Consider the following 22116-nt stretch of genomic DNA (forward strand, 5'->3'; position numbering starts at 1 on the left):
CCATTTGCTGATCCTTGATTTTTTTGCGCCGGAATGCCGGGAAAGATTAATTTCCGGGCGCCTGCGATCCCATATGCTCTTTCATCATCTGCATTTCGGATTGCATCATTTCCATGTGTTTTTTCATCGTCTCCGGCGACATGGTTTTCATATGCTCAGTCATCATCGAGCGCCGTTCTTCCGGCGTCTTTGCACCCATCATTTTTTCGTGCATCTCGCACATCGATTTCATCTCGGCATCGGACATCATCATGCCTTTGCCCATGGATCCTGCGCCCATCCCCATCCCCATTTTTCCTTGGGTTGAAGCAGAGTCAGGATGGTGTTGTTGATGCCGTGCTTGCGCAGCCGGGTCGGTCACGCAAGCCGTTAACGTGACTGCAGCCAGGACAACCGCTACTGGCATTGCAAAAGGGAATGTCGATTTCATGATGCTCTCCTGTTAAAAAGAAACAATCGATTCAAGTGATTATCCGGAGACAGTCCTGGCACGCAATCAGCAGCACCAGATGTCAGCCTATTTCTGCACTTCCAATTCTGTCACCGTAAATTGCCCTTCGATCTTGTCGGCGACAAATTTAATCTTGTCGCCGGGCTTGACCTGGTCCAGCATGGCCGTGTCCTTGACGCGGAAAACCATCGTCATGGGCGGCATGCCGAGGTTTTTCAGTTCGCCATGCTTGATGGTCAGCTTGCCGGTGCCCTTGTTGACCTTCTTGATTTCGCCTTCGGTCAAGGCGGCGTCAGCCGATTTTTCGGAAGCCGCGGGTGCATTGGCGGCATGGTGGGCGTCGTTCGCCTGCGCCAGCGGTGCCAGGGAAATCGCCAGTGCGGCGGCCAGGGAAAATTTGCTCAGAATGTTCATGTCCGTTTCCCTCTTAATGGATTATTTGCCGTCGTAATGTTTGTAAACCGATTTCTGCCCTTTGCCCTGAACCAGGTATACGTCGTAGGGATCCTTGCGCGGCCCCTCCATGCCAGGCGAGCCCATCGGCATCGACGGCACCGCCAGGCCGACTGCCTTCGGTTTTTCCGCCAGCAGGCGCTTGATGTCGGCTGCAGGAACATGGCCTTCGATGGCGTAACCCGCCACTTTCGCGCTATGGCAGGAAGCGAGTTCCTGCGGAATGCCGAATTTCTCGCGATAGTCGGATGGGCTTTCGACGTTCTTCACCTTCACCTCGAAGCCATTTTCCTGCATGTGCTCGACCCAGCCTGTGCAGCAGCCGCAGTAGGCGCTTTTGTACACTTCGACCACCGGCCCTGCGGCGCTGGCCAGCAAGGGCAGCGCAAGTGCGCCGGCCAGAATGGTTTGCGAAAAAATGCGATGTTTCATATTTATCCTTTCGTGACTGTGATTTTCCCGACCATGCCGGCTTCAAAATGACCCGGTATCAGGCAGGCGTAATAAAACTCCCCGGCTTCGGTGAATTGCCAGACCATTTCCCCTTTTTTGCCGGCGGCGACATGGGTCATGAACGCCTCATCGTGCTCCATGCCCGGGTGCTGTTTCATCATCTCGTGATGCGACTGCAATTCGTCCATGGTGCCGATGACCATTTCATGCAAGACCTTGCCCTTGTTCCTGACGACGAAGCGTATCGTCTCGCCTTGCCTGACCTTGATGTCGCCGGGGACGAAGCGCATCTTGTCGTTCATGGCGATGGTGATGGTGCGGTCCGCCTTTTTCGGGTCGCCCTGTTTGCCAAAAGCGTGCTTTTCGTTTGAGATTGGCTCCGCCGCATCGTGGTTGGCATCCGATGCACCGGCGCCGGCCCATGCCGCGGGCGCTGCCGCTGCAATCGCGACTGAAAGAATCATCGCTTGCAGTCCAGCTTGAATTTTTGGGTGTGTTTTCATTTGCATTCCTGGAGTCGTTGGTTAGCGGTGTCCGTCATGGCCGGAGGGTTTGCGCACTTTCATCTCGACATTTGCCGGTTTGTTTGTCGGTTCCATGAGTTTTCCTCCGGGCGAGTTGTTGCGTGCCGGGGCTGGCGTTTCACCCTTCCATTCATAGGCGACCTTGCCGGCCGGGTGCTTGTACCAACCCGGGTCCGTGTAGTCGCCACGTTTCTGATCTCGGCGCACTTTCATTACCGTGAACATGCCACCCATCTCGACGCTGCCGAAGGGCCCCTGGCCGGTCATCATCGGCAGGGTATTGTCGGGAATCGGCATTTCCATCTGGCCCATGTCGCCCATGCCGCGCTCGCCCATGACCATGTAGTCGGGAACGAGTTTATTGATTTTCTCGACAATGCCGCGATGGTCCACGCCAATCATGGTCGGCACATTGTGACCCATCGGATTCATGGTGTGGTGCGACTTGTGACAGTGGAAAGCCCAGTCGCCCAGGTCGGTCGCCTCGAACTCCACCGCACGCATTTGGCCCACCGCCACATCGGTGGTGACTTCGGGCCAGCGCGAGGCGGGATTGGTCCAGCCGCCATCCGTCCCGGTCACCTCGAACTCGTGCCCATGCAAGTGGATGGGATGGTTGGTCATGGTCAGGTTGCCGATGCGGATGCGCACGCGGTCACCTTGCCGCACTACCATCGGGTCGATGCCCGGGAAGACGCGGCTGTTGAAGCCGAACAGGTTGAACTCAAGCATGGTGTTGATTTTGGGCGTGTAGGCGCCGGGCTCGATATCAAAATTATTCAGCAGGAAGACGAAGTCGCGATCCACCTTCATGAAGTCGGGGTTCTTCGGGTGCGTGACCCAGAAACCCATCATGCCCATCGCCATCTGGACCATTTCGTCGCCATGCGGGTGGTACATGAAAGTGCCGGGGCGTTTGGCCACGAATTCATACACGAAGGTCTTGCCGGACGGGATGGCGGGCTGGGTCAGCCCGGTGATGCCGTCCATGCCATTGGGCAGGCGCTGGCCATGCCAATGCACGCTGGTATGTTCCGGTAAGCGGTTGGTCACGAAGATGCGCACGCGGTCGCCTTCGACCACTTCGATAGTGGGGCCGGGCGACTGGCCGTTGTAGCCCCACAGGTTGGCTTTCATGCCGGGGGCGATTTCGCGCACTACGGGTTCGGCCACCAGGTGAAATTCCTTGACGCCGTTGTTCATGCGCCAGGGCAGCGACCAGCCATTGAGGGTCACGACCGGGTTGTAGGGCCGGCCATTGGGCGGCACCAGCGGTGGTTGCGTGGCGGCCTTGTCCATCGTCGCCGCCTCGGGCAACGAAGCCGCGCCGACCCGGCTGACGATCCCTGCGCCGACCATGGCCGCGGCGCCGGTAAAAAAATCTCTGCGTGAAACCATGACTGTTCCTTTTTAGTGTCCTGGTGCAGCTTCGGCGGATGCCGGCGTGCGCATAGTGGTGGCGCTGCCGCCGCCACTGCCATTGATGGCCGCCTGCAAATCGGTTTCAGCCAGCCAGTAGTCGCGCTGCGCCTCGATGGCGGCATTGACGCTGCCAATCTGGGTGCGCGCATCGGCCAGCAATTCGAAGACGCTGGCCAGCATGCCGTTGTAACGCAGGAGCACTTCGTCGGAAATCTTCTTGCGCAGGGGGACGACTTCGTCGCGGTAGTGGCGCGCCACGTCATACGTCGTGCGATAGGCGGAGTAGGCTTCGCGCACTTCCGAACGGGCGCGAATCGCAATGTCCGCGGTGCGATAGACGGATTGCATGTAGATGGCTTCGGCCTTCGCGACTTTCGCGCCGCTCCAGTCGAAAATCGGCAGCTGCAGCTCGATTTCATAACCGTTGCCGCGCGGCGCCCCGGTTTCGCTCTTGTTGGCATAACCGACATCCAGCACATTGATGAACCTGCTGGCTTTGGTCAGCCCAAGCGCCTTGGCCGTCGATTCAGCGCCGCGCTTGGCCATTTGAATGTCGAGCCGTTGCTGCATCGCTTGCGATTCGGCATCGTTGATCGTGTCAGGCGCCTTGGGTAAAGCCGGCAGGCGCTCCGGCAGCTGGAATGCGGTCTTGTCGCCCCATACGCCCATTAGCCGGGACAGCCGCTCCCGCGCTGCCGTGGCGTTGTGCCGCGCACGCGCAACCTGGGCAGTGGCATCGGCATGGAAAGCCTGCTCGCGCGCCTGGTCCAGCTTGCTGAAGTTGCCAACCTGGGCCATGCGCCTTGCCAGCTCGGCGGCGGCTTCGGCGGCGCTGCCAACTTGTTCCATGTATTGCGCTGTCTGCTGCGCTGCGACCGCATGGAAGTAGGCCTTGCGGGTATCCGCTGCCAGTTGCACGGCTTGCGCTGCCGTCTGCAGCCTGGCTTGTTCGAAACGGCGCTGTTCGATGCCGCTGCGAATCGGGATGGTCAGCAAGCCGACCAGGTCGAACATGATGCTGCGGTCGATTTCGACATCGCTGCCGGTGCGCATTCTGCCGAAGGAAAAGCTCGGGTTGCGCATCCATCCGGCGCTGATGCGGTCGGCTTCTGCGATGCCCAGTTCGGCGAACGAAGCTTGCAGCCCCTGGTTGTTCAGCAATGCCACCTGCACCGCCGTATCGGGGGTCAATGGTTTGCCGAGCAGTTGGTTGACGCTCTTGTCCACGGATTCGGTATTGCCGCCGGGTTTCGTTAGCTGTACTGCCTGGCCGGTACGCTCCCTGGTGAGCGCGGTGACAGCATTCATGCCGCCATCGTCGGAAATGGTTGCGCATCCTGCCAGTACGAGTGCGGCTGCGCCCAGAACGACGGGCCTCAGGATTGGCTTGTATTTTTGGAAATCCATTGCGCTATCCATTTGTTCTAATGACGGTGTCCCTGGTGCATCGGTGCCGTTTTGGCAGGTGCCGACGTTGCCGGCGCAACGTCGGCATCGCCCCTGGCATGGCCGCCATGGCCGCCCAGCCTGCCGACCTCATCGTTGGCGGCACGCCAGGTTGTATCTGGTGCGGGCTGCTCGTCGGCCATGCTCCGGTAGTTGTTAAATGCCGGGTTGTAGGCGGGTGCCGGAACGGGCGCGTTCGCATTCCGTGGATTTGGCTGCGGAGGGACCTGCTGTGCAGCAGCGGCGAACGGCAGGGACGCCAGTGCACCAGCGGCTAACCATTGCTTTAATGTCATTTTTCTCTCGAAATCGATGGAGCGGACGTGCGGGGGCACGTGACTTGCGCGGGAGTTCAGGAAGCGAACGGACGAAGAATGACCGTCGCGCCTTGCTGCCGCGTCGATTAAGCGAGAGTGGGTTTGGGAGGTCGTTCGAGGCCGCTCGGGGCCGACCCGACGACCAGTGCTGCAGGCGAGACAGTCACCATCTCGGAGCCGTTGAAGGTAGGCGTCAAGCTTAAAGCGGAAGGGGGGGCGGCAGCGCCGATGCAACTGGCTGTGCACGCACTGCAGCTTTTGTGCTGGTGCGCTCCAGTGGATGCATTGTCTGCATCGCCAGTATCTGCTCCTGCACTGGTTACCGTCGCAGCATCATGATGGTGACTGTGGGAAGCATCGCTGCCACCATGCTGGTGATGTGCATCGTCCAACTGGGCAACTTGCATTGCCTTTTGATGAATCGGGCCACAAGACACGCTCGCAGCAGCGGCAACCGCATGAAGCGGCAGCACGGCTATCAACAGCCATAGCAAAAATGTCCTGTAAAAATAATTCATTGAATAATCAGTATAGCATTTGATTCAGTGCCGCTAAAATTGACGTCGCAAGTCATCGTGTGATCAATATAAGGCTTCCCATGGGGAGAAGGTCAAGTGCTGTTGTTAAATGACGTGAGCGGCTACTTGCCTGAACCAACATCGGTAATGGTAAGTACGCACCTACGCTTTGTATTAAAGGAATTTTGAGGAAAAATTTTCATGCCCAAAAAACTATTCATTTGCTCCCTGATACTTGCCGGATTGTCAGCCGGCGCCTTCCAGCCCGCTTACGCGCAGCAATCCAGCGCGCCTAACTTGCAAAAGGGACTCGGCAGCCTGTTTTCCAGCCCGAAGGAAGAAGACTTGCTGGAGCCGGACAAGGCTTTCACGATCAAGACCAGTTTCAAGGGGCCGGCGACGCTGGTGGCGGTGCTGACCCCGGCCAATGGCTATTACATGTACAAGGACAAGATCCGTTTCACCTTGAAGGATGCGCCTGGCGTCGTCATCAAGTCGGTCAAGCTGCCTCCCGGCGAGGTCAAGAATGACCCGACCTTCGGCAGGACCGAAACCTACAAGCAGCCTGTGCAGGCCGAAATTACCCTGGAACGCGCCCCCAGCGCGAAAAATTTCACCCTGGTGGCCGGTTACCAGGGCTGCCATGAAAAGCTTGGCGTCTGCTATCCGCCGATCGAGAAAACGCTCAAGTTGCACCTGCCCTAGTCATCCCGGCAACGGATGAGTGTTCAAGTTACAATCCCGCTCATCCAGGCAAGCGAAAAAGGTCGAAGCAATGAGCGACAGCCATCACCACCACGGCCATAGTCACGGCCACAGCCACGGCAGCGCCGGCAATCTCAAGGTCGCATTCGCGCTCAATCTCGCCTTTACCGTCATCGAGGTCATCGGCGGGATCCTGACCAATAGCGTCGCCATCCTGAGCGATGCCGTGCATGACCTGGGCGATTCGATGTCGCTCGGGTTGGCCTGGTATTTCCAGCGCCTGTCGCAACGCGGCAGGACATCGCAGGATACCTATGGCTATCGCCGCTATGCCTTGCTGGGCGGATTGATCACCGGGCTGGTGCTGGTGCTTGGCCTGGGCTTCGTGCTGTGGAATGCAGTGCAACGCCTGCTGGCGCCAGAGCCGGTGAATGCCCCGGGCATGATCTTGCTGGCAATTATTGGCGTCGTCTTCAATGGTGCAGCGGTGTTGCGCGTTAAAAGCGGCTCGTCCCTGACGGAGAAAGTGGTGACCTGGCATCTGATCGAGGATGTGCTCGGCTGGGTCGCCGTGCTGGTGGGCGCCGTCATCATGACGTTCTGGAATGTGCCCGTCATCGATCCGTTATTGTCGATAGGAATTTCGGTATTCATCATCTGGAATGTGGTGCGCAACCTGCGCCAGGTATTCGAAGTGATCATCCAGAAAGTGCCGGCATCGTTCGATGTCGAAGCGTTTGAGCGCGAAGTGCTCCGCCATCCCAAGGTCATTTCCATGCACGATACCCATAGCTGGTCGGTGGATGGCGAAATCCATGTGCTGACCACCCACCTGGTCATGCAGACTGACGCCAGCCGCGATGAAATGATTGATGCCAAGAGCCACGTGCGCACGTTGCTCGATGAAGATACGTTTGAACATGTCACCGTGGATGTGGAACTGGAAGGCGAGCTGTGCGTGATCGGTTCAGGCGGCAAGCAGCATGCCCCCTGCAGCCATGATGATGACGAACACCACCACCGTCACTGACAGACTTTGGCGAATTGTCTGAATGCCCCCGTGGCGAAGAAGCGATTTATCGCCGCATCGCGGCAATCCGCAAGATCAGCTTGCGCGATTCGTCCAGCAGCAAGACGCTGCTGGCCACCGCGACCGCCAGTCCCCAATCCGCCAGGCTGAGTGACGTGGTGCCGAACAGGCCTTGCGCAGGTTCCCAGTGCACAACCGCCGCCTGTAGTACCAGTACGCCGGCCAGCGAAATCCACAGCATGCCATTACGGAAAAAATTGCGGTTGAATGCGCTGCCATGTTCGACGCGGGCATTGAACACATTAAAGAACTGGAACAGCACGAAGGTGCTGAAAGCAAGCGTCAGGGCATGCGTCTGGCTGCCGGTTGCCATGCCATAGTAAAGTATGCCGACAGTGCCGAACATCATGGACAGGCCAAAACCCAGAATGCGCACCAGCCGCTGCAGCGATAGCACCGGCGCAGCGCGGTCGCGCGGCGGTTCGTCCATCAAGCCGGGGCGCGCCGCATCGAGCGCCAGCGCAATGGCCGGCGGGCCATCCATGATCATCGCCACCCAGAGGATTTGCAGCGGATTGAACGGCTCCGGCAAGCCGGCCAGCGGTGCGAAAAAGATGGTGAGAATGGCGCCGATGGTGGTGGCAAGCTGGAAGCGCACGAACTTGACGATGTTGTCGTAGAGCGCGCGGCCATTATGCACGGCGCTGACGATTGTGGCGAAATTGTCGTCAGTCAGCACCATGCTGGCGGCTTCCTGCGTGACCGCCGTGCCGCCCAGGCCCATGGCCACGCCGATGTCGGCATTTTTCAATGCCGGCGCATCGTTGACGCCATCTCCGGTCATTGCCACGACATGACCGCGGGCCTTGAGCGCCTGCACGATGCGCACCTTGTGTTGCGGCGCGACCCGCGCGAAAACGGCAATGCCATCGATGCGGTCTGCCAGCTGCGCCGCGTCCAGCGCATCGAGCTCTGCGCCGCTAATTGCGCCTCCCCGCAGCCCCAGATCGGCGGCAATGGCCTGCGCCGTATCCCGGTGGTCGCCGGTAATCATTTTTACCTCGATGCCGGCGGCGCGGCAGCTGGCGATGGCGTCGCGCGCTTCCGGACGCGGCGGATCCATCAAGCCCACCAGGCCGATGAAGGTCAGTTCGCTGGCGCAGGCGGACATGTCCAGGTCGCCGTCGAGGTCGGCAAGCGCAAAGCGGCGCTCAGCAATCAGGATGATGCGCAGGCCGCCGGCGGCCATCGCGCGGTTCTCCGCCTTGATGGCGGCAATGCGTTCGGCATCCAGCATCACGGCGCCGCCGCTGGCATGGTAGTGGCTGCAGCGCGCCAGCAGCACATCCGGGGCGCCCTTGAAAAAACCCAGGGCCTGGCCGTCATCGTCATGGAAGGTTGCCATGAACTTGTGCGCGGAATCGAATGGTATTTCAGCGATGCGCGGCAACCGGTTGGTGACTGCGTTCTGTTCAATGCCGCCTTTTTGCGCCAGCGCCAGCAGCGCGCCTTCGGTGGGGTCGCCAATCAGCCTGCCGGCATCGATGCGGCTGTCATTGCAAGCCACAGCGGCCATCAGCAGCGGCGCCAGCGTCTCTGTCGAGGCTTCTGCAGCGGTATCGCCGATCGGGCGGATTTCGCCATGCGGCCCGTAACCTTCGCCGCTGACGGCAAAGCGCGCGCCGGCGCAGTAAATGGCGCGCGCCGTCATCTGGTTCATGGTCAGCGTGCCGGTCTTGTCGGAACAGATTACCGTGGTGCAACCAAGCGTTTCCACACCGGACAGGCGCTTGACGATGGCGCGTTGCCTGGCCATCTTGTGCATGCCGATGGCCAGCGCGACCGTCACCACAACCGGCAAGCCCTCGGGAATCGCCGCCACAGCCAGCGCAATGGCATCGAGCACCACTTTTTCCAGCCGGGCGCCGCGCAGAAGTTCCACGAAAAAGAGCAAGCCCACCAGCGTCAGCGCCACGGCGCCCAGGCGTTTGCCCAGCTGGTCGAGCTGTAGCTGCAAGGGGCTCGGGCCGTCCGGCGTTTGCGCCAGCTGTTCCGAGATGCGGCCCATTTCGGTATTCGTGCCGATCGCCGTCACCAGCAGCTCGGCCCGGCCGCGCGTGACCATGGTGTTCATGTACAGCATGTTGTGGCGGTCACCCAGCGATTCTGCGCCGGCATCGAGCAATCCTGCCTGCTTTTCGCCGGGCTGGGATTCCCCGGTCAGCGCCGATTCATCGGCCGCCAGCTGGATGGCTTGCAGCAGGCGGCCGTCGGCCGGCACGCGGTCGCCCGCTTCCAGCAGCACGATGTCGCCGGGCACCAGGTCGTCTGCCGCCACTTCATGCGTGTCGCCGGCGCGACGCACGCGCGCTTTGGCCGGGAGCATTTTTTTCAGTGCCGCCAAACTCGCCTCGGCGCGATATTCCTGGTAAAACCCGACCAATGCATTGAACACGACCACTGCCAGGATCACCATGGCATCCTTGGTACTGCCGATGGCCGCGGCCAGCCCGGCGGCGATGATCAGCACGATGATCAGGATGCTCTTGAACTGGTCGAGAAAAAGCTTCCACGGCGCCGGCGGTGGCTGTTGCGCCAGCTGGTTCGGACCGTGCACCGCGCTGCGGCGGCTGGCCTCGGCATGGGCAAGGCCCTGCGCCGCATCGGCTTGCAAATGCTGCAGTGCTTGCTCGGCAGGAACCGCGTGCCAGGAAATATCCGGCTGGCCGGCGGAAATAACTGGTTTTTGCATGGGGCGGAAGTGCTATGGGCGTATGTCGTGCAATGTTAGCAGCATTGCCACACCTGAACATTGCAATTGCTTGACCTTCCCATGATGGGAAGGATGATAATGTACGCAATCAAGATAAAAAGAGGTTTGCAATGGATAACGCCATGGCCCTGGCTGGCAGCCCGCTGGCCGAAAAGGAATTGTCGGTCGGTATTGAAGGCATGACGTGTGCCTCGTGCGTGGCGCGTGTCGAAAAGGCCCTTGCCAGGTTGCCCGGCGTTTCTGATGCGACCGTCAACCTGGCCACGGAGACGGCAAGCCTGCACGCCGATGCGACGGTGTCCCTTGATGCTGTAATAGCCGCCATTGAAAAGGCCGGCTACGCCGTTGCCGAAGAGGCGTTCGACCTTGCCATCGAAGGCATGACTTGTGCATCGTGCGTCGCACGGGTGGAAAAAGCGCTGGCCAAAGTGCCCGGTGTCCTGACCGTCAGCGTCAATCTGGCGACCGAGACTGCGCACGTGAGCGCGACCCGCGGTATTGCCCAGGAAGGTTTGTTCAAGGCGGTGGAAAAGGCAGGCTATCGGGCTGCCCGGGTTGGCGCGCTAACAGGCGTGACTGAAAGGCCGCGCGACCATGGCGGCGTTGCCGTGGTCGCGGCGGCGCTGCTGACACTGCCCTTGACGGTGCCGATGCTGCTGGAACTGGGCGGCGGCCACTACATGTTGCCGGGCTGGATGCAGCTGCTGCTGGCCACGCCCGTGCAATTCTGGCTGGGGGCGCGTTTCTATCGGGCCGGCTGGAAAGCGGTCATGGCGGGTGCAGGCAACATGGATTTGCTGGTTGCGCTCGGCACCAGCGCGGCCTATGGCTTGAGCGTCTATCAATTGTTGGCGCACCGGCACCATGGCATGCCGCACTTGTATTTCGAAGCTTCCGCCGTGGTGATCACGCTGGTCTTGCTGGGGAAATGGCTGGAAGCGCGCGCCAAGCGCCAGACCACGGCGGCGATCCGCGCGCTGCAAGCCTTGCGCCCGGCTTTTGCGCGGGTGCGGCGCGACGGCGTGGACGCCGACTTGCCGGTCGCGCAGGTGCGTGTGGATGACCTTGTGGTTGTGCGGCCGGGCGAGCGCATCGCCGTCGATGGCGTGGTCGAGGAGGGCACCAGCCATGTCGATGAATCCCTCATCACGGGCGAAAGCCTGCCGGTGGCGCGGTACATTGGCGACAAGGTCACTGGCGGCGCCATCAATGGCGACGGCCTGCTGCTGGTGCACACCAGCGCCATCGGCGCCGAAACGGCGCTGGCGCGCATCATCCGCCTGGTCGAAAGCGCCCAGGCGGCCAAGGCGCCGATCCAGCGCCTGGTCGACAAAGTCAGTGCCGTGTTCGTTCCCGTGGTGCTGCTGATTGCCCTGGCAACGTTTGTGGCATGGTCGCTTGCCGGCGCCGCCAGCGAGACGGCGATCATCAATGCCGTGGCGGTGCTGGTGATTGCCTGCCCGTGCGCGCTCGGCCTGGCGACGCCCGCCGCCATCATGGCCGGCACCGGCGTCGGCGCCCGCCACGGCATCCTGATCAAGGATGCCGAAGCCCTGGAAGTGGCGCACAGCGTTACCACCGTGGTATTCGACAAGACCGGCACGCTCACCATCGGCAAGCCGGCGCTGGTCGAGCTTATGCCCTGCGGCATCGGGCAAGACGAATTGCTGCAATTGGCGGCGGCAATCCAGAGCGGCAGCGAACATCCGCTGGCGCGTGCCGTCACCGAACGGGCCAGCGCCGAAGGCATGGTGATATTGCCTGTCGCGGACATGAAAGCCTTGCCTGGACGTGGCCTGGCGGCGACTGTTGCGGGCAGGGATCTGCGTCTCGGCAGCACCCGCCTGATGACCGAGTTGGGCATCGAGCTGGCCCCCCTGCAGGCGCGCGCCAGCGAGCTGGAGCATTCCGGCCATACCGTTTCCTGGCTGGCCGCTGCGGGGTCATCGCCGCTGCTGCTGGGTTTGCTGGCGTTCGGCGACCAGTTGAAACCCGGCGCCAAAGATGCGGTTGACCGCCTGCATGCTCTCGGCGTCACGACCGTTTTGCTGACCGGGGATAACCGCGGCAGCGCCGCCGCGGTAGGGCAGGCATTGGGCATCCGCCAAGTGGTCGCCGAGGTGCTGCCGGAAGACAAGGCGGGCAAGGTCGATGAACTGAAACGCGCAGGACAGATCGTTGCCATGGTCGGCGACGGCATCAATGACGCGCCGGCGCTGGCGGCAGCCGATGTCGGCATTGCCATGGCGACCGGCACCGATGTGGCCATGCATGCGGCCGGTGTCACGCTCATGCGCGGCGACCCTGCGCTGGTGGCGGATGCCATCGATATTTCGCGGCGTACCCACCGCAAGATCCGGCAAAACCTGTTCTGGGCTTTCATTTACAACCTGGTGGGCATACCGCTGGCCGCGCTGGGCATGTTGAACCCGGTGGTGGCAGGCGCCGCGATGGCATTCAGCTCGGTATCGGTGATCAGCAATGCGCTCTTGCTGCGGCGCTGGAAGCCGGTGGCAGGTTCGAAACCGGCTGCTTACTGAACCAATAAAAGGAGTCAGCATGAACATCGGTGAAGCCGCCAATGCCACCGGCGTCTCGGCCAAGATGATCCGCTATTACGAGAGTATCCAGCTGATCCAGCCTGGCAAGCGCACGGACGCCAATTACCGGACGTACGGGGAAAAGGAGTTGCATAACCTGCGTTTCATCAAGCGTGCGCGCAGCCTGGGATTTTCGCTCGACCAGATTCGCGAACTGCTATCGCTGTGGCTGGATTCAGGGCGCGCCAGCGCCGACGTCAAGGCGATCGCCCAGGCGCATGTCGCCGAGCTGCAAAGCCGCATCGCGGAACTGACCGAGATGCGCGATACCCTGGTGCATCTGGCGCAAGCCTGCAGCGGCGACCAGCGCCCGGATTGTCCGATCCTGCAAGGCTTGGCAGTTGGCACGGAGCATGGCTGCCATTGAGCTGGCGCGGCGTCTGCGAAGCGTACTATCCGCGCCGCATCTGTTCATGCAATTCTGTCGCAGGCGCCTTGACGGCCGGCGCGCCTTCGATGTCGGCGAATGCCGCCTTGATGCGGAGGACTTCCGGCAGTATCGATGGCAGCAGGTCAATCAGCGCGGGATCGAAGTGCTTGCCCGATTGCGAAGTCATGTATTCCATGGCCACCTCCAGTGAACAGGCTTTCTTGTAGGGCCGTTCGGACAGCAGGGCGTCGAGCACGTCGGCCACGGCGACGATGCGTCCCATGAGGGGAATCTCGGTGCCGGCGAGGCCGGCCGGATAGCCGCTGCCGTCCCATTTTTCGTGGTGCGTCAGCGCTATGGCGCGGGCGGTGCCGAGCAGTTCGTCGTCGTGCTTGCCGATGATTTCGGCGCCGATCTGCGGGTGTTGCCGCATGACGGCCCATTCGTCCGCAGTCAGTTTTCCAGGCTTGAGCAGAATGCGATCGGGGATGCCGAGTTTGCCGACATCGTGCATCGGTGCGGTATTGAAGAGTATGTCCAGCGCTTTTTCCCCGAGCCCCGAGGCGGCGCCAAGCAGGCGTGCGTAATGGCTCATGCGGATGACATGGTTGCCTGTCTCGTTGTCCTTGAATTCGGCCGCGCGGCCCAGCCGCAGGATGACCTGGCTGCGCGAATGGAACAATTCCTGCGTGCGCTGCGCCACCATGCTTTCCAGTTCGCGGGTCTGGTCGTACAGGGCAAGATGGGTGCGGACCCGGGCCTGGACGATTGCCGGGCTGATCGGTTTGGTAATGTAATCCACGGCGCCGATGTCGAGCCCGAGGCGTTCGTCTTCCATGGCGTCCATGGCCGTAATGAAAATTACCGGGATGCGGCGCCGGTCCGGGTTCGCCTTGAGCCGTCGACACACTTCGTGGCCCGACATGCCGGGCATGATGATGTCGAGCAGGACCAGGTCGGGCGGCGCCTCCGAATAGCAGATGCGCAATGCCGCGTTGCCATCGATGGCTGCCTTGATCTGGTAATCCTTTTCCAGAATCGACTTGAGCAGCTCGATGTTCTCGGGCGCATCGTCGACAATCAGAATGGTTTGTCTGTTCCTGAAATCGTTCATGAAAATTTCCTGGCTAGGATTGTCGTGTCTGCTGTTTCAGATCGTGGTCGGCGTCCATGAAGCGGGCAGCGATGTCGCGAAACTGTTCATGGATAACGAGAAAGGCATCCACGAGGTCCGGATCAAAGTGGGTGCCACGTCCCTCGGCAATGATACGCATGGCTTCCTCGTGGGGGTAGGGTTCCTTGTACACGCGCCGGCTGATCAGGGCATCGTAGACGTCCGCCAGTGCCATCAGCCTGGCCGATAGCGGTATGGCGTCGCCGGCCAGGCCTTGCGGATAGCCGCTGCCATCCCATTTTTCCTGGTGGCTGTAAGCTATTTCCTTGGCGCAGGCGAGGAATTCCAACGGCATGCCAAGTTGTTCCTCTGCATGTTCGATGGCATCGCGACCCAGGGTGGTGTGGGTTTTCATGATCTCGAATTCGTCTGCCGTCAGGCGGCCGGGCTTGAGCAGGATGTGGTCGGGAATGCCGACCTTGCCGATATCATGCAAGGGCGCGGACTTGCACATCATGTCGATCCGGCGCGCATCGAGTTGCGCGGCAAAGCGCGGGTGGCCGCAAAGCGCTTCCGCGAGGACGCGGACATAGTGCTGGGTGCGCCGGATGTGATTGCCGGTTTCATTGTCGCGGGTTTCGGCAAGCGATGCCATGGCGTGGATGGTGACATCCTGAATGGCCTGGAGATCGCGGGTGCGGCGCGCCACCTCGCGCTCCAGGAAGGCGTTCTGGTCACGCAGGAAGTCGGCGCTGGCCTTGAGCTGGAGATGGGCATGGACGCGCGCAAGCAGGATGGCCGGGCTGATCGGCTTGGTGATGTAATCGACCGCTCCCAGGGCAAGTCCCGCCTCTTCATCCGTGACGTCTGAGCGGGCGGTGAGAAAAATCACCGGGATGTGTGTTGTCGCCGTGTCTTGCTTGAGGCGGCGGCAAACCTCGTGGCCGTCCATGCCGGGCATCATGATGTCAAGCAGCACCAGGTCAGGCGGATTGCCTCCGCCGGCGATACGCAGCGCTTTCTCGCCGCTGTTGGCGACCTTGACCTGATATATATCCTTGAGCAGGCTGGCAATCAGGGTCAGGTTGTCGGGCGAGTCATCCACCACCAGGACGCTGGGCTTATCGATGAAATTCAAGGCATTTTTCATGGTTCTGCTGGCCGTGGCGAATGTTGTTGCAGGCATTTGAGCGCAATCTCGAAATCGAAACGGTGAATGGCCTGGGCGATATCTTCGAAGGCGGGGCCGAGCGCGCAGCGCAGCAGCCCCGCTTCATTGTCCAGAACGTCGCCCGCCTCCGCATCGTCGTCGGCCAGCAGCGCGGCCAGGCGGACAAGGATGGTTCCGAGGCGCGCCGGGTCGACTGTCGCTGTGTCGACATGCTCGGCCGGGAGGCGCGCTTGCAGCGCATTTGTCATGGCAGTCATGGCTTTGCCCATCGCGTCCAGCCGCAGCGCCACGGCTGCGCTGTCCTGGCCCTGGCGCAGGGCCGTTTCGAGTTCTGCTGCAAGTTCGGCGACGCGGATGGCGCCGATGTTGCCTGCGACTCCTTTTGCGGTATGGGCCAGCCGTTCGGCGCCTGCCGCATCGCCGGCGGCAAGCGCGTTGCGTACGGCTTCTGCGGCATCCTTCTGGCCAGCGACGAACTTGCGCAAGATCGACAGATACACCGTTTCCTTTCCCAGGACGCGGCGCAGGCCGGCGCCGGCGTCGAGTTCCGGAATGCCGGCAAGCCTTTCGGCGAGACCGATGGATTCGGTGGATGCCTGCGCCGCAGCCGCAGGCATCGCCGGGTGGCCCAGCCCGGCGCGCGGGCGCAGCCATTTGCGCAGGGCTGCCCATAGGTCGCGGGGTTCGATGGGCTTGGCGACGTGGTCGTTCATGCCCGCGGCAAGGCAGGCGTCGCGGTCGCCGGCCATCGCATTGGCGGTCATCGCCACCACCGGCAAAGCGCGCCAGCGCGGGTCGGCGCGCAGGGTGCGCGTCGCAGTCAGGCCATCCATGACCGGCATTTGCATGTCCATCAGCACCAGGTCATATTCGCCCTTGCCCAGCATGTCGATGGCAATGGCACCATTGCCGGCGATATCCACTGCAAAGCCCTCGCCCTTCAATAGCTCCGATGCTACCTGCTGGTTGAGCTCATTGTCTTCTACCAACAGCAATCTGGCTCCGGCAAGGTCTGCCAGGCCGCTTTCGCTGGTTGCGGGGATCGCAATGCGGCGCTCCCCTTCGTCAGCACCGAACAGTTGGGTTACGGTGTCGAACAGCAGCGAGGCGCCGACCGGCTTGATCAGGATGCTGTTGATGCCCGCGTCATTGGCTTGCCGGAGGACTTCCTCGCGGCCATAGGCCGTCACCATGACGCGATGGGGTTGCGGGGAAATTTCGGCATCGATGCGCTGCGCCAGTTCGATGCCATCCATGCCCGGCATTTGCCAGTCGAGGAAGACGATTTCGACGGGAGCGCCATCGCGCGCGGCACTTGCCAGAATGTCGAGGGCGGCGATGCCGTTCTCGGCTTGCGCGACAACGAAGCCCATGGCGCCCAGCAAATCGGCCAGCACGCTGCGGGCATGCTGGTTATCGTCGACCACGAGGACCCGCTTGCCGCGAATGTCAGCTGCCAGCGGACGCCGCTGCGGCGCGCTGGCGACGCCGACCCGGACGGTGCACCAGAAAGTGCTGCCCTTGCCGTACTCGCTGGTGACGCCCACCTCACCCTGCATCAGTTCGGCAAGGTTCTTGGCAATGGCCAGGCCCAGGCCAGTGCCGCCATACTTGCGCGTAGTCGATGTATCGGCCTGCTGAAAGGACTGGAACAGGCGCCCCTTCTGCTCGGCAGTCAGGCCGATGCCGCTGTCGATGACCTCGAAGCGCAACAGCGCCTCGCCGGCGTGCCGTTCCATCATGCTCGCCCGCACGACGATTTCGCCATGCTCGGTGAATTTCACCGCGTTATTGGCGTAATTGATCAGAATCTGGCCAATACGCAGCGGGTCGCCGACCAGGGTCGCCGGCACATCCGCGGCAATTTCAAAGATCAGCTCCAGCCCTTTGGCCGCGGCCTTGTCCGCGACCAGGTTGGCAATATTGCCGAGCACTTTTTCCAGCTCGAACGGCGTGCGTTCGATGGCAAGTTTGCCAGCCTCGATTTTGGAAAAGTCGAGGATATCGTTGATGATGCCCAGCAGGTGCTGGGCGGATTGCTGGATCTTGCTCAGATAATCGCGCTGGCGCGGGCTCAGTTCGGTTTTGAGCGCCAGGTGGCTCATGCCGGTGATGGTATTCATCGGCGTGCGGATTTCATGGCTCATATTGGCCAGAAAGTCCGACTTCATGCGCGTCGCGTCCTCGGCGAGTTCCTTGGCCTGGCGCATCGATTCTTCGGCGGCATGGGCCGCGACTTCTGCCTTCTTCAAATCTGAAATGTCCACGATCAGGCCGACCAGGCCGCCCGGCGAGCCGTCCGGGGCGGCGAACGCCGAGATAGAATAAATCACGTCGTAAGTGATGCCGTCAGCGTAGACGAACTGCATGTCGCGGCTGCTCTTGCCGATGGCGGCAATCAGCTGCTCGTCTTCGGCCTGGTAGCTGTTGCGCGTCTCGGCGGGCAGGTACTCCAGATCAAGCACCCGTTTTCCCAGGAAATCGGCGCGCGCCACGCCGAAGGCATTTTCATAAGCCGTGTTGCATCCGAGGAAACGAGCATCCGCGCCCTTGTAAAAAATCGGGTAGGGCAGGGTGTTGATGATCGCCTGCAAGAGCGTCAGGTTGGTCGCAAGGGCCGCCCGGCTGGAGGACAATTCTTCCGTGCGCGCGGCCACTTTGCCTTCCAGCGTATTGTTCGCTTCGGCCAATTCACCTGCCTTGGCCAGCAACTCGACACGCATGGCCTCCTGCGCGGCTGCCAGTTCCCCGACTTCCTGCCATGGAGCATCGATGCGCACCGGCTCTGTGAGTTCGAGACGGCCGATGCGCGCACTTTCCATCGTCAGCTGTTCGAGCGAGCGGCTGAAGTGGTAGGCAAGGCGCGTGGCAGAGGCAACGCCGATGGCAAGGGCAAACAGGGCAAGCGCGCTCAGGAGGGCGAAATCCTCGATTTCGCCCGGAATGAAGTCGGAACGGGGCGCGATGGTCGCAAGCCAGACCGGATGGCTGCCAAGCTGGATCTGCTGGAACAGGCTGAACCATTTGCGGCCGTCAAGACTGAATTCGCTGAACAGGTGACTGGCTTTGCCCCGCGCCTGCCATGGGCCGATGGCGGCAGACAAGGCGGGAACGCCGCTTCGCGCGGCATCCTGCAGCACCGCTTGCTTGATGTTTTCATCGTTCTCGAAACGCCGGTCGCGCGGCACTGCCAACAGTTTGCCTTCTGCCGACAGCAGGCTGGCAATGCCGCTTTGGCCGGCAGTCTGCCGGGAGGTGAAGCGCGAGAGATCGAGCAGTTTGACGTCGTGCGCGAGAATGATGCGACTGCCATTAGAAGTGGTCCAGCGCGAGGCGGCGGTGATGCCCGGTTCGCCAGTGGTAAAGAAAATGTAGGGCTCGGTCCACGCAATGTCTTTGTCATGCGGCTGCGCCATGGCGGCCTTGAACCAGGGGCGGGTGCGGGCATCGTAGTCGCGTTCACGCATTTCCACGGACTCGATGGTGCTCCGGTCGCGCCAGGTGATCCAGTAGGTTTGCTTGCCCCAGCGCTCTGGATCACTGATGCGGTTGATCCACCGGCCTTCGTTGGTCTGCAGCAGCAGGATTTCACGCCCGCTTTCGTGGGCCATGATCACCGAGGATATTTCCGAGTGGCTGCTGATTACGGGGAAAAAGAATTCATTGAAGCGCAACAGTTCGTCGTGGTCCAGGCTGCCCTGTTCGCCCCATTGGCGGCTGGTATTGAGGGTCGTCTCGACCGTTTTCAGCAGGCGATCGACCCGTCCTTGCAGGTGCTGGCCAGCCTGGCCCATCTGCGCCTGCGCCAGCTCGCCGATAACGGGCATGATAACCAGGATGTAAATGCTGCCAGCGAACAGGGACAGCACCAGCAGCACTTGCAGGAAGCTCTGGGTGATCAGGCTGCGGCGTATGCTGGGTTTCGTCATCATGCCGACTAAGTAATTGTCATTTGACAATTATGCATGAGTCGGTCGTCAAGTGCCAGTGACCGTTTTTCAACGTGCGCTTTGCACGCTATTTGTATGGGTAAAGCGCAGCCCGCCCCGGGTTTTCTTTCCCGCAGCGTGGCAGGCAGCTCAGGCGGCGCTGTTTTTGACCGGGTAGCCGGCGTCTTCCACTGCCGCAGCAATATCGGCCAGTGTGGCGGTGGATTGCACCTTGATTTTCTGCGCGGCCAGGTCGACTTCGACCGTGGCGGCGGCATCGACTTCCTTGACGGAGCGCGTGACTGCGCCGACGCAGTGGCCGCAGCTCATTCCTTCAACTTGCAGTTCATACATGTCATGTCCTCCATGATCAATTGGTTCAGATATTACTTTAACGTTTCCCATACCAGGAAGGTCAAGTGCTGTATGTAGGGTTAGCGCACCTTGCGGAAAGTGAGGTTGATGCGATGGCTGCCTGTCGCGGGATGGTGCGCAGCCTTGATCGGCAGCACGCCATGGTAGCGCAAGCGCGCCGGGCCGCCCCAGACGACAACATCGCCATGTGCCAGCGGTACGCGGGCGCACTTGTCTGCGCGTTGGCAGCCACCGAACAGAAAAGTCGCCGGCACGCCCAGCGAGACCGACACGATTGGCGCCGCCAGGTCCAGTTCGTCCTTGTCCTGGTGCAGGGACAATTTTGCCCCTGGTGCATAGCGATTGATGAGGCAGGCATCCGGCGCAAAGCCGGAAAATCCTGCGGCATCGGCGGCTGAGCGTGCCATTTCCACAAAGGCTGTCGGCATTGCCGGCCAGGGCAGGCCGGTTTGCGGATCATGCGTATCGTAGCGGTAGCCGCTGCGGTCGGTGACCCAGCCGAGACGGCCGCAATTGCTCATCGCCACCGACATGTCAAAGCCGCCCGGCGTCACCATGTGGCGAAACGGCGCCTTGTCGGTGAGGACGCCGAGGGCTGCAAACAGCGCCTCGTCCCAGGGCAGCGCGTAGCGGCGCAGCACGACCGCACCGGCAGCCAGTTCCTCGCGCCAGCTTTGCCCTGGCTCGATATCGGCGAACAGATCCCCGGTCATGGCTGCGCTTTTTCCTTGTCCAGCAGGGCGCGCTTGCGCTCGATGCCCCAGCGATAGCCGGACAGGCTGCCGTCGCTGCGGACCACGCGGTGGCATGGTATGGCAACGGCGAGCGCATTGGCTGCACATGCGCCGGCCACGGCCCGCACGGCCGTCGGCGCGCCGATGCGCTGCGCGATTTCGGTGTAGGTGGCGGTGGCGCCGGCCGGAATGGCGCGCAAGGCTTGCCACACGCGCTGCTGGAATGCGGTGCCACGGATGTCCAGCGGCAGCGCAAGGCCTGTGCCGGGCGCTTCGACATGGCCGACGACCAGCGCGACGGCCTGTTCGAAATCCTCGTCGCCGCCGATCAGGTCGGCGCGCGGAAAGCGGTCCTGCAAATCACGCACCAGCGCGTCCGCGTCGTCGCCCAGGAGGATCGCGCATACGCCGCGCGGGCTTTGCGCCACCAGGATTGCTCCCATAGAACATTGGCCGACCGCGAAGCGGATGACGGTAGCAGCGCCACCGGCGCGATAGGCCGAGGCCGCCATGCCGAGAACGGCGTCGGATTTTTCATAAAAACGGCTGCTGGAACCATAGCCGGCCTCGTATATGGCGGCGGTGACGGAGGGCGCTTGCTTGAGCGTCTCGCGCAGTCGTGCACTACGGTGTGCCTGCGCATACTGCGCCGGCGTCAGGCCGGTCAGATCCCGGAAGGTGCGCTGGAAATGGGAAGAGCTGAGCCCCGCCTGTTGCGCCAATTGCGCGAGACTGGGCGCCGAAGCCGCTTGTTCGATATTACGGCATGCCGCGGCAATCACTGCAGCATGTTGCGCGGCCAGCGGGAGAGCGTCGGGCTTGCAGCGCTTGCATGGGCGAAAACCGCCGGCTTCCGCTTCCTGGCAGCTGGCATAAAAACGGACATTTTCCGGTCGCGCCAGGCGCGCGCTGCAGGATGGGCGACAGTACACGCCGGTGGTCTTGACGGCGTAATAGAACTGGCCGTCGGCGCTGCGGTCGCGTGTAGCGACCGCAGCCCAGCGCGGGTCGTCGGCGGTCGTGGCCGGGAGTCGGACAGCATCAGAGGCGTTCATGTTGCATTTCTTTGCAAGCAATATTCGATACGAAGCAGTTTATCAACCCGCGCCAAGCGATGCACTCCGTTTCTTGCTGCCGAATTCAAGAATTTTTGCCCCGCAATTGTGCCAGCGTGAGGACATCGTCCTTGCCCTCGAAATATTTGTGCAGGCAGTCAGTGAAGACCTGGTTGTCTTCAGTGGCATGCGCAAACAGCGTCATCGACGAATGGAATTTCATATGGTCGGGATAGCCGAAGATTTCGTCGGCGGATGCTCCGCTGATCTTCGCAGCCAGACTGGTGCATTCCCGCAGACGGGTTCCCAGGACGGGATGGCACAAATAGGCGTGTGCTTCGTCAAGCGAGGCAAGGGCGAATTGCCGGGCCATCGCGCTGTGGCCCAGCCCCTTTATCTGCGGGAAAATGAACCACATCCAGTGACTGCGTTTGCGCCCGGCACGCAGTTCGGCAAGAACGTTGTCATAAACGGCATTCTGGGCAAGGACGAATTTCTGCAAACCGTCAGCATCAGACATGGTTCGCTCCTTTGAATTTTTCCAGGGCAATTTATATTTGCAATCGATTCAAAATAAGCGTAGGTGATTCCCGCTTTAGCCTGTATATTGATCTCAGCACTTCATCAAGTCGCCGTTATTGTTGGTCTCTTTCCCGTCTTACTCTGCTGCAGAGTC

At 61.4% G+C, this 22116-nt stretch carries 19 protein-coding genes; 4 read left to right on the forward strand and 15 right to left on the reverse strand.

The window, feature by feature from the left end:
- Positions 1-46: 46 nt before the first annotated feature.
- From EKL02_RS18460 to EKL02_RS03525, 7 genes are all read right to left on the reverse strand, one after another.
- The gene (locus EKL02_RS18460) at positions 47-430 is read right to left on the reverse strand and encodes a hypothetical protein (RefSeq protein WP_241687774.1); all 384 of its coding nucleotides are present in this window, start codon (positions 428-430) and stop codon (positions 47-49) included.
- Between the two features lie 87 nt (positions 431-517).
- Positions 518-865 carry a copper-binding protein gene (locus tag EKL02_RS03500; RefSeq protein ID WP_128900748.1) on the reverse strand — a complete coding sequence of 116 codons (348 nt, stop codon included), beginning with the start codon at positions 863-865 and terminating at the stop codon, positions 518-520.
- Positions 866-886: 21 nt separating this feature from the next.
- Entirely contained in the window at positions 887-1336 is a 450-nt protein-coding gene (locus tag EKL02_RS03505; RefSeq protein WP_128900749.1) for a DUF411 domain-containing protein, read from the reverse strand.
- Positions 1337-1338: 2 nt separating this feature from the next.
- Positions 1339-1821 (reverse strand): cupredoxin family protein, encoded by a 483-nt coding sequence (locus EKL02_RS03510; RefSeq protein ID WP_241687775.1) that lies wholly within the window; start codon positions 1819-1821, stop codon positions 1339-1341.
- Between the two features lie 60 nt (positions 1822-1881).
- Complete coding sequence (locus tag EKL02_RS03515) at positions 1882-3279, reverse strand: copper oxidase (RefSeq protein WP_128900751.1); 1398 nt, start codon at positions 3277-3279, stop codon at positions 1882-1884.
- Between the two features lie 12 nt (positions 3280-3291).
- The gene (locus EKL02_RS03520; protein WP_128900752.1) at positions 3292-4710 is read right to left on the reverse strand and encodes a TolC family protein; all 1419 of its coding nucleotides are present in this window, start codon (positions 4708-4710) and stop codon (positions 3292-3294) included.
- A gap of 17 nt (positions 4711-4727) precedes the next feature.
- A complete protein-coding gene (locus EKL02_RS03525) occupies positions 4728-5045 on the reverse strand; it encodes a hypothetical protein (protein ID WP_128900753.1) in 318 nt (105 codons plus the stop codon).
- Between the two features lie 740 nt (positions 5046-5785).
- Between EKL02_RS03525 and EKL02_RS03530 the strand changes: the two genes are divergently transcribed.
- On the forward strand, positions 5786-6289 hold the full coding sequence (locus tag EKL02_RS03530; RefSeq protein WP_128900754.1) for a protein-disulfide reductase DsbD N-terminal domain-containing protein: 504 nt from the start codon (positions 5786-5788) through the stop codon (positions 6287-6289).
- A gap of 70 nt (positions 6290-6359) precedes the next feature.
- Entirely contained in the window at positions 6360-7319 is a 960-nt protein-coding gene (locus EKL02_RS03535) for a cation diffusion facilitator family transporter (protein WP_128900755.1), read from the forward strand.
- Between the two features lie 46 nt (positions 7320-7365).
- On the opposite strand, the gene EKL02_RS03540 is transcribed toward EKL02_RS03535, so the two are convergent.
- Positions 7366-10071 carry an HAD-IC family P-type ATPase gene (locus EKL02_RS03540; RefSeq protein ID WP_128900756.1) on the reverse strand — a complete coding sequence of 902 codons (2706 nt, stop codon included), beginning with the start codon at positions 10069-10071 and terminating at the stop codon, positions 7366-7368.
- 131 nt (positions 10072-10202) lie between these two features.
- Between EKL02_RS03540 and EKL02_RS03545 the strand changes: the two genes are divergently transcribed.
- The gene (locus EKL02_RS03545; RefSeq protein ID WP_277750575.1) at positions 10203-12632 is read left to right on the forward strand and encodes a heavy metal translocating P-type ATPase; all 2430 of its coding nucleotides are present in this window, start codon (positions 10203-10205) and stop codon (positions 12630-12632) included.
- A 19-nt stretch (positions 12633-12651) separates the two neighbouring features.
- Entirely contained in the window at positions 12652-13059 is a 408-nt protein-coding gene (cueR, locus tag EKL02_RS03550) for a Cu(I)-responsive transcriptional regulator (protein WP_128900757.1), read from the forward strand.
- A gap of 25 nt (positions 13060-13084) precedes the next feature.
- Here the strand turns inward: cueR and EKL02_RS03555 are convergent, their stop codons facing one another.
- The 7 genes from EKL02_RS03555 to EKL02_RS03585 all read right to left on the reverse strand — a co-directional run bounded on the left by EKL02_RS03555 (position 13085) and on the right by EKL02_RS03585 (position 21960).
- A complete protein-coding gene (locus EKL02_RS03555; RefSeq protein WP_128900758.1) occupies positions 13085-14176 on the reverse strand; it encodes an HD domain-containing phosphohydrolase in 1092 nt (363 codons plus the stop codon).
- A gap of 13 nt (positions 14177-14189) precedes the next feature.
- A complete protein-coding gene (locus tag EKL02_RS03560) occupies positions 14190-15326 on the reverse strand; it encodes a two-component system response regulator (protein WP_128900759.1) in 1137 nt (378 codons plus the stop codon).
- Positions 15323-19279 carry a hybrid sensor histidine kinase/response regulator gene (locus EKL02_RS03565; protein WP_128900760.1) on the reverse strand — a complete coding sequence of 1319 codons (3957 nt, stop codon included), beginning with the start codon at positions 19277-19279 and terminating at the stop codon, positions 15323-15325. The genes EKL02_RS03560 and EKL02_RS03565 overlap by 4 nt, the downstream gene beginning before the upstream one ends.
- A 147-nt stretch (positions 19280-19426) precedes the next feature.
- Complete coding sequence (locus tag EKL02_RS03570) at positions 19427-19630, reverse strand: cation transporter (protein WP_128900761.1); 204 nt, start codon at positions 19628-19630, stop codon at positions 19427-19429.
- Positions 19631-19710: 80 nt separating this feature from the next.
- A complete protein-coding gene (alkB, locus tag EKL02_RS03575) occupies positions 19711-20364 on the reverse strand; it encodes a DNA oxidative demethylase AlkB (protein WP_128900762.1) in 654 nt (217 codons plus the stop codon).
- On the reverse strand, positions 20361-21440 hold the full coding sequence (gene ada / locus EKL02_RS03580) for a bifunctional DNA-binding transcriptional regulator/O6-methylguanine-DNA methyltransferase Ada (protein WP_128900763.1): 1080 nt from the start codon (positions 21438-21440) through the stop codon (positions 20361-20363). Before ada ends, alkB begins: the two co-directional genes overlap by 4 nt.
- Positions 21441-21525: 85 nt before the next feature.
- Positions 21526-21960 carry a DUF1810 domain-containing protein gene (locus EKL02_RS03585; protein ID WP_128900764.1) on the reverse strand — a complete coding sequence of 145 codons (435 nt, stop codon included), beginning with the start codon at positions 21958-21960 and terminating at the stop codon, positions 21526-21528.
- Positions 21961-22116: the final 156 nt, after the last annotated feature.

It is taken from the genome of Janthinobacterium sp. 17J80-10, assembly GCF_004114795.1.
Taxonomy (GTDB): Bacteria; Pseudomonadota; Gammaproteobacteria; order Burkholderiales; family Burkholderiaceae_D; genus Paucimonas.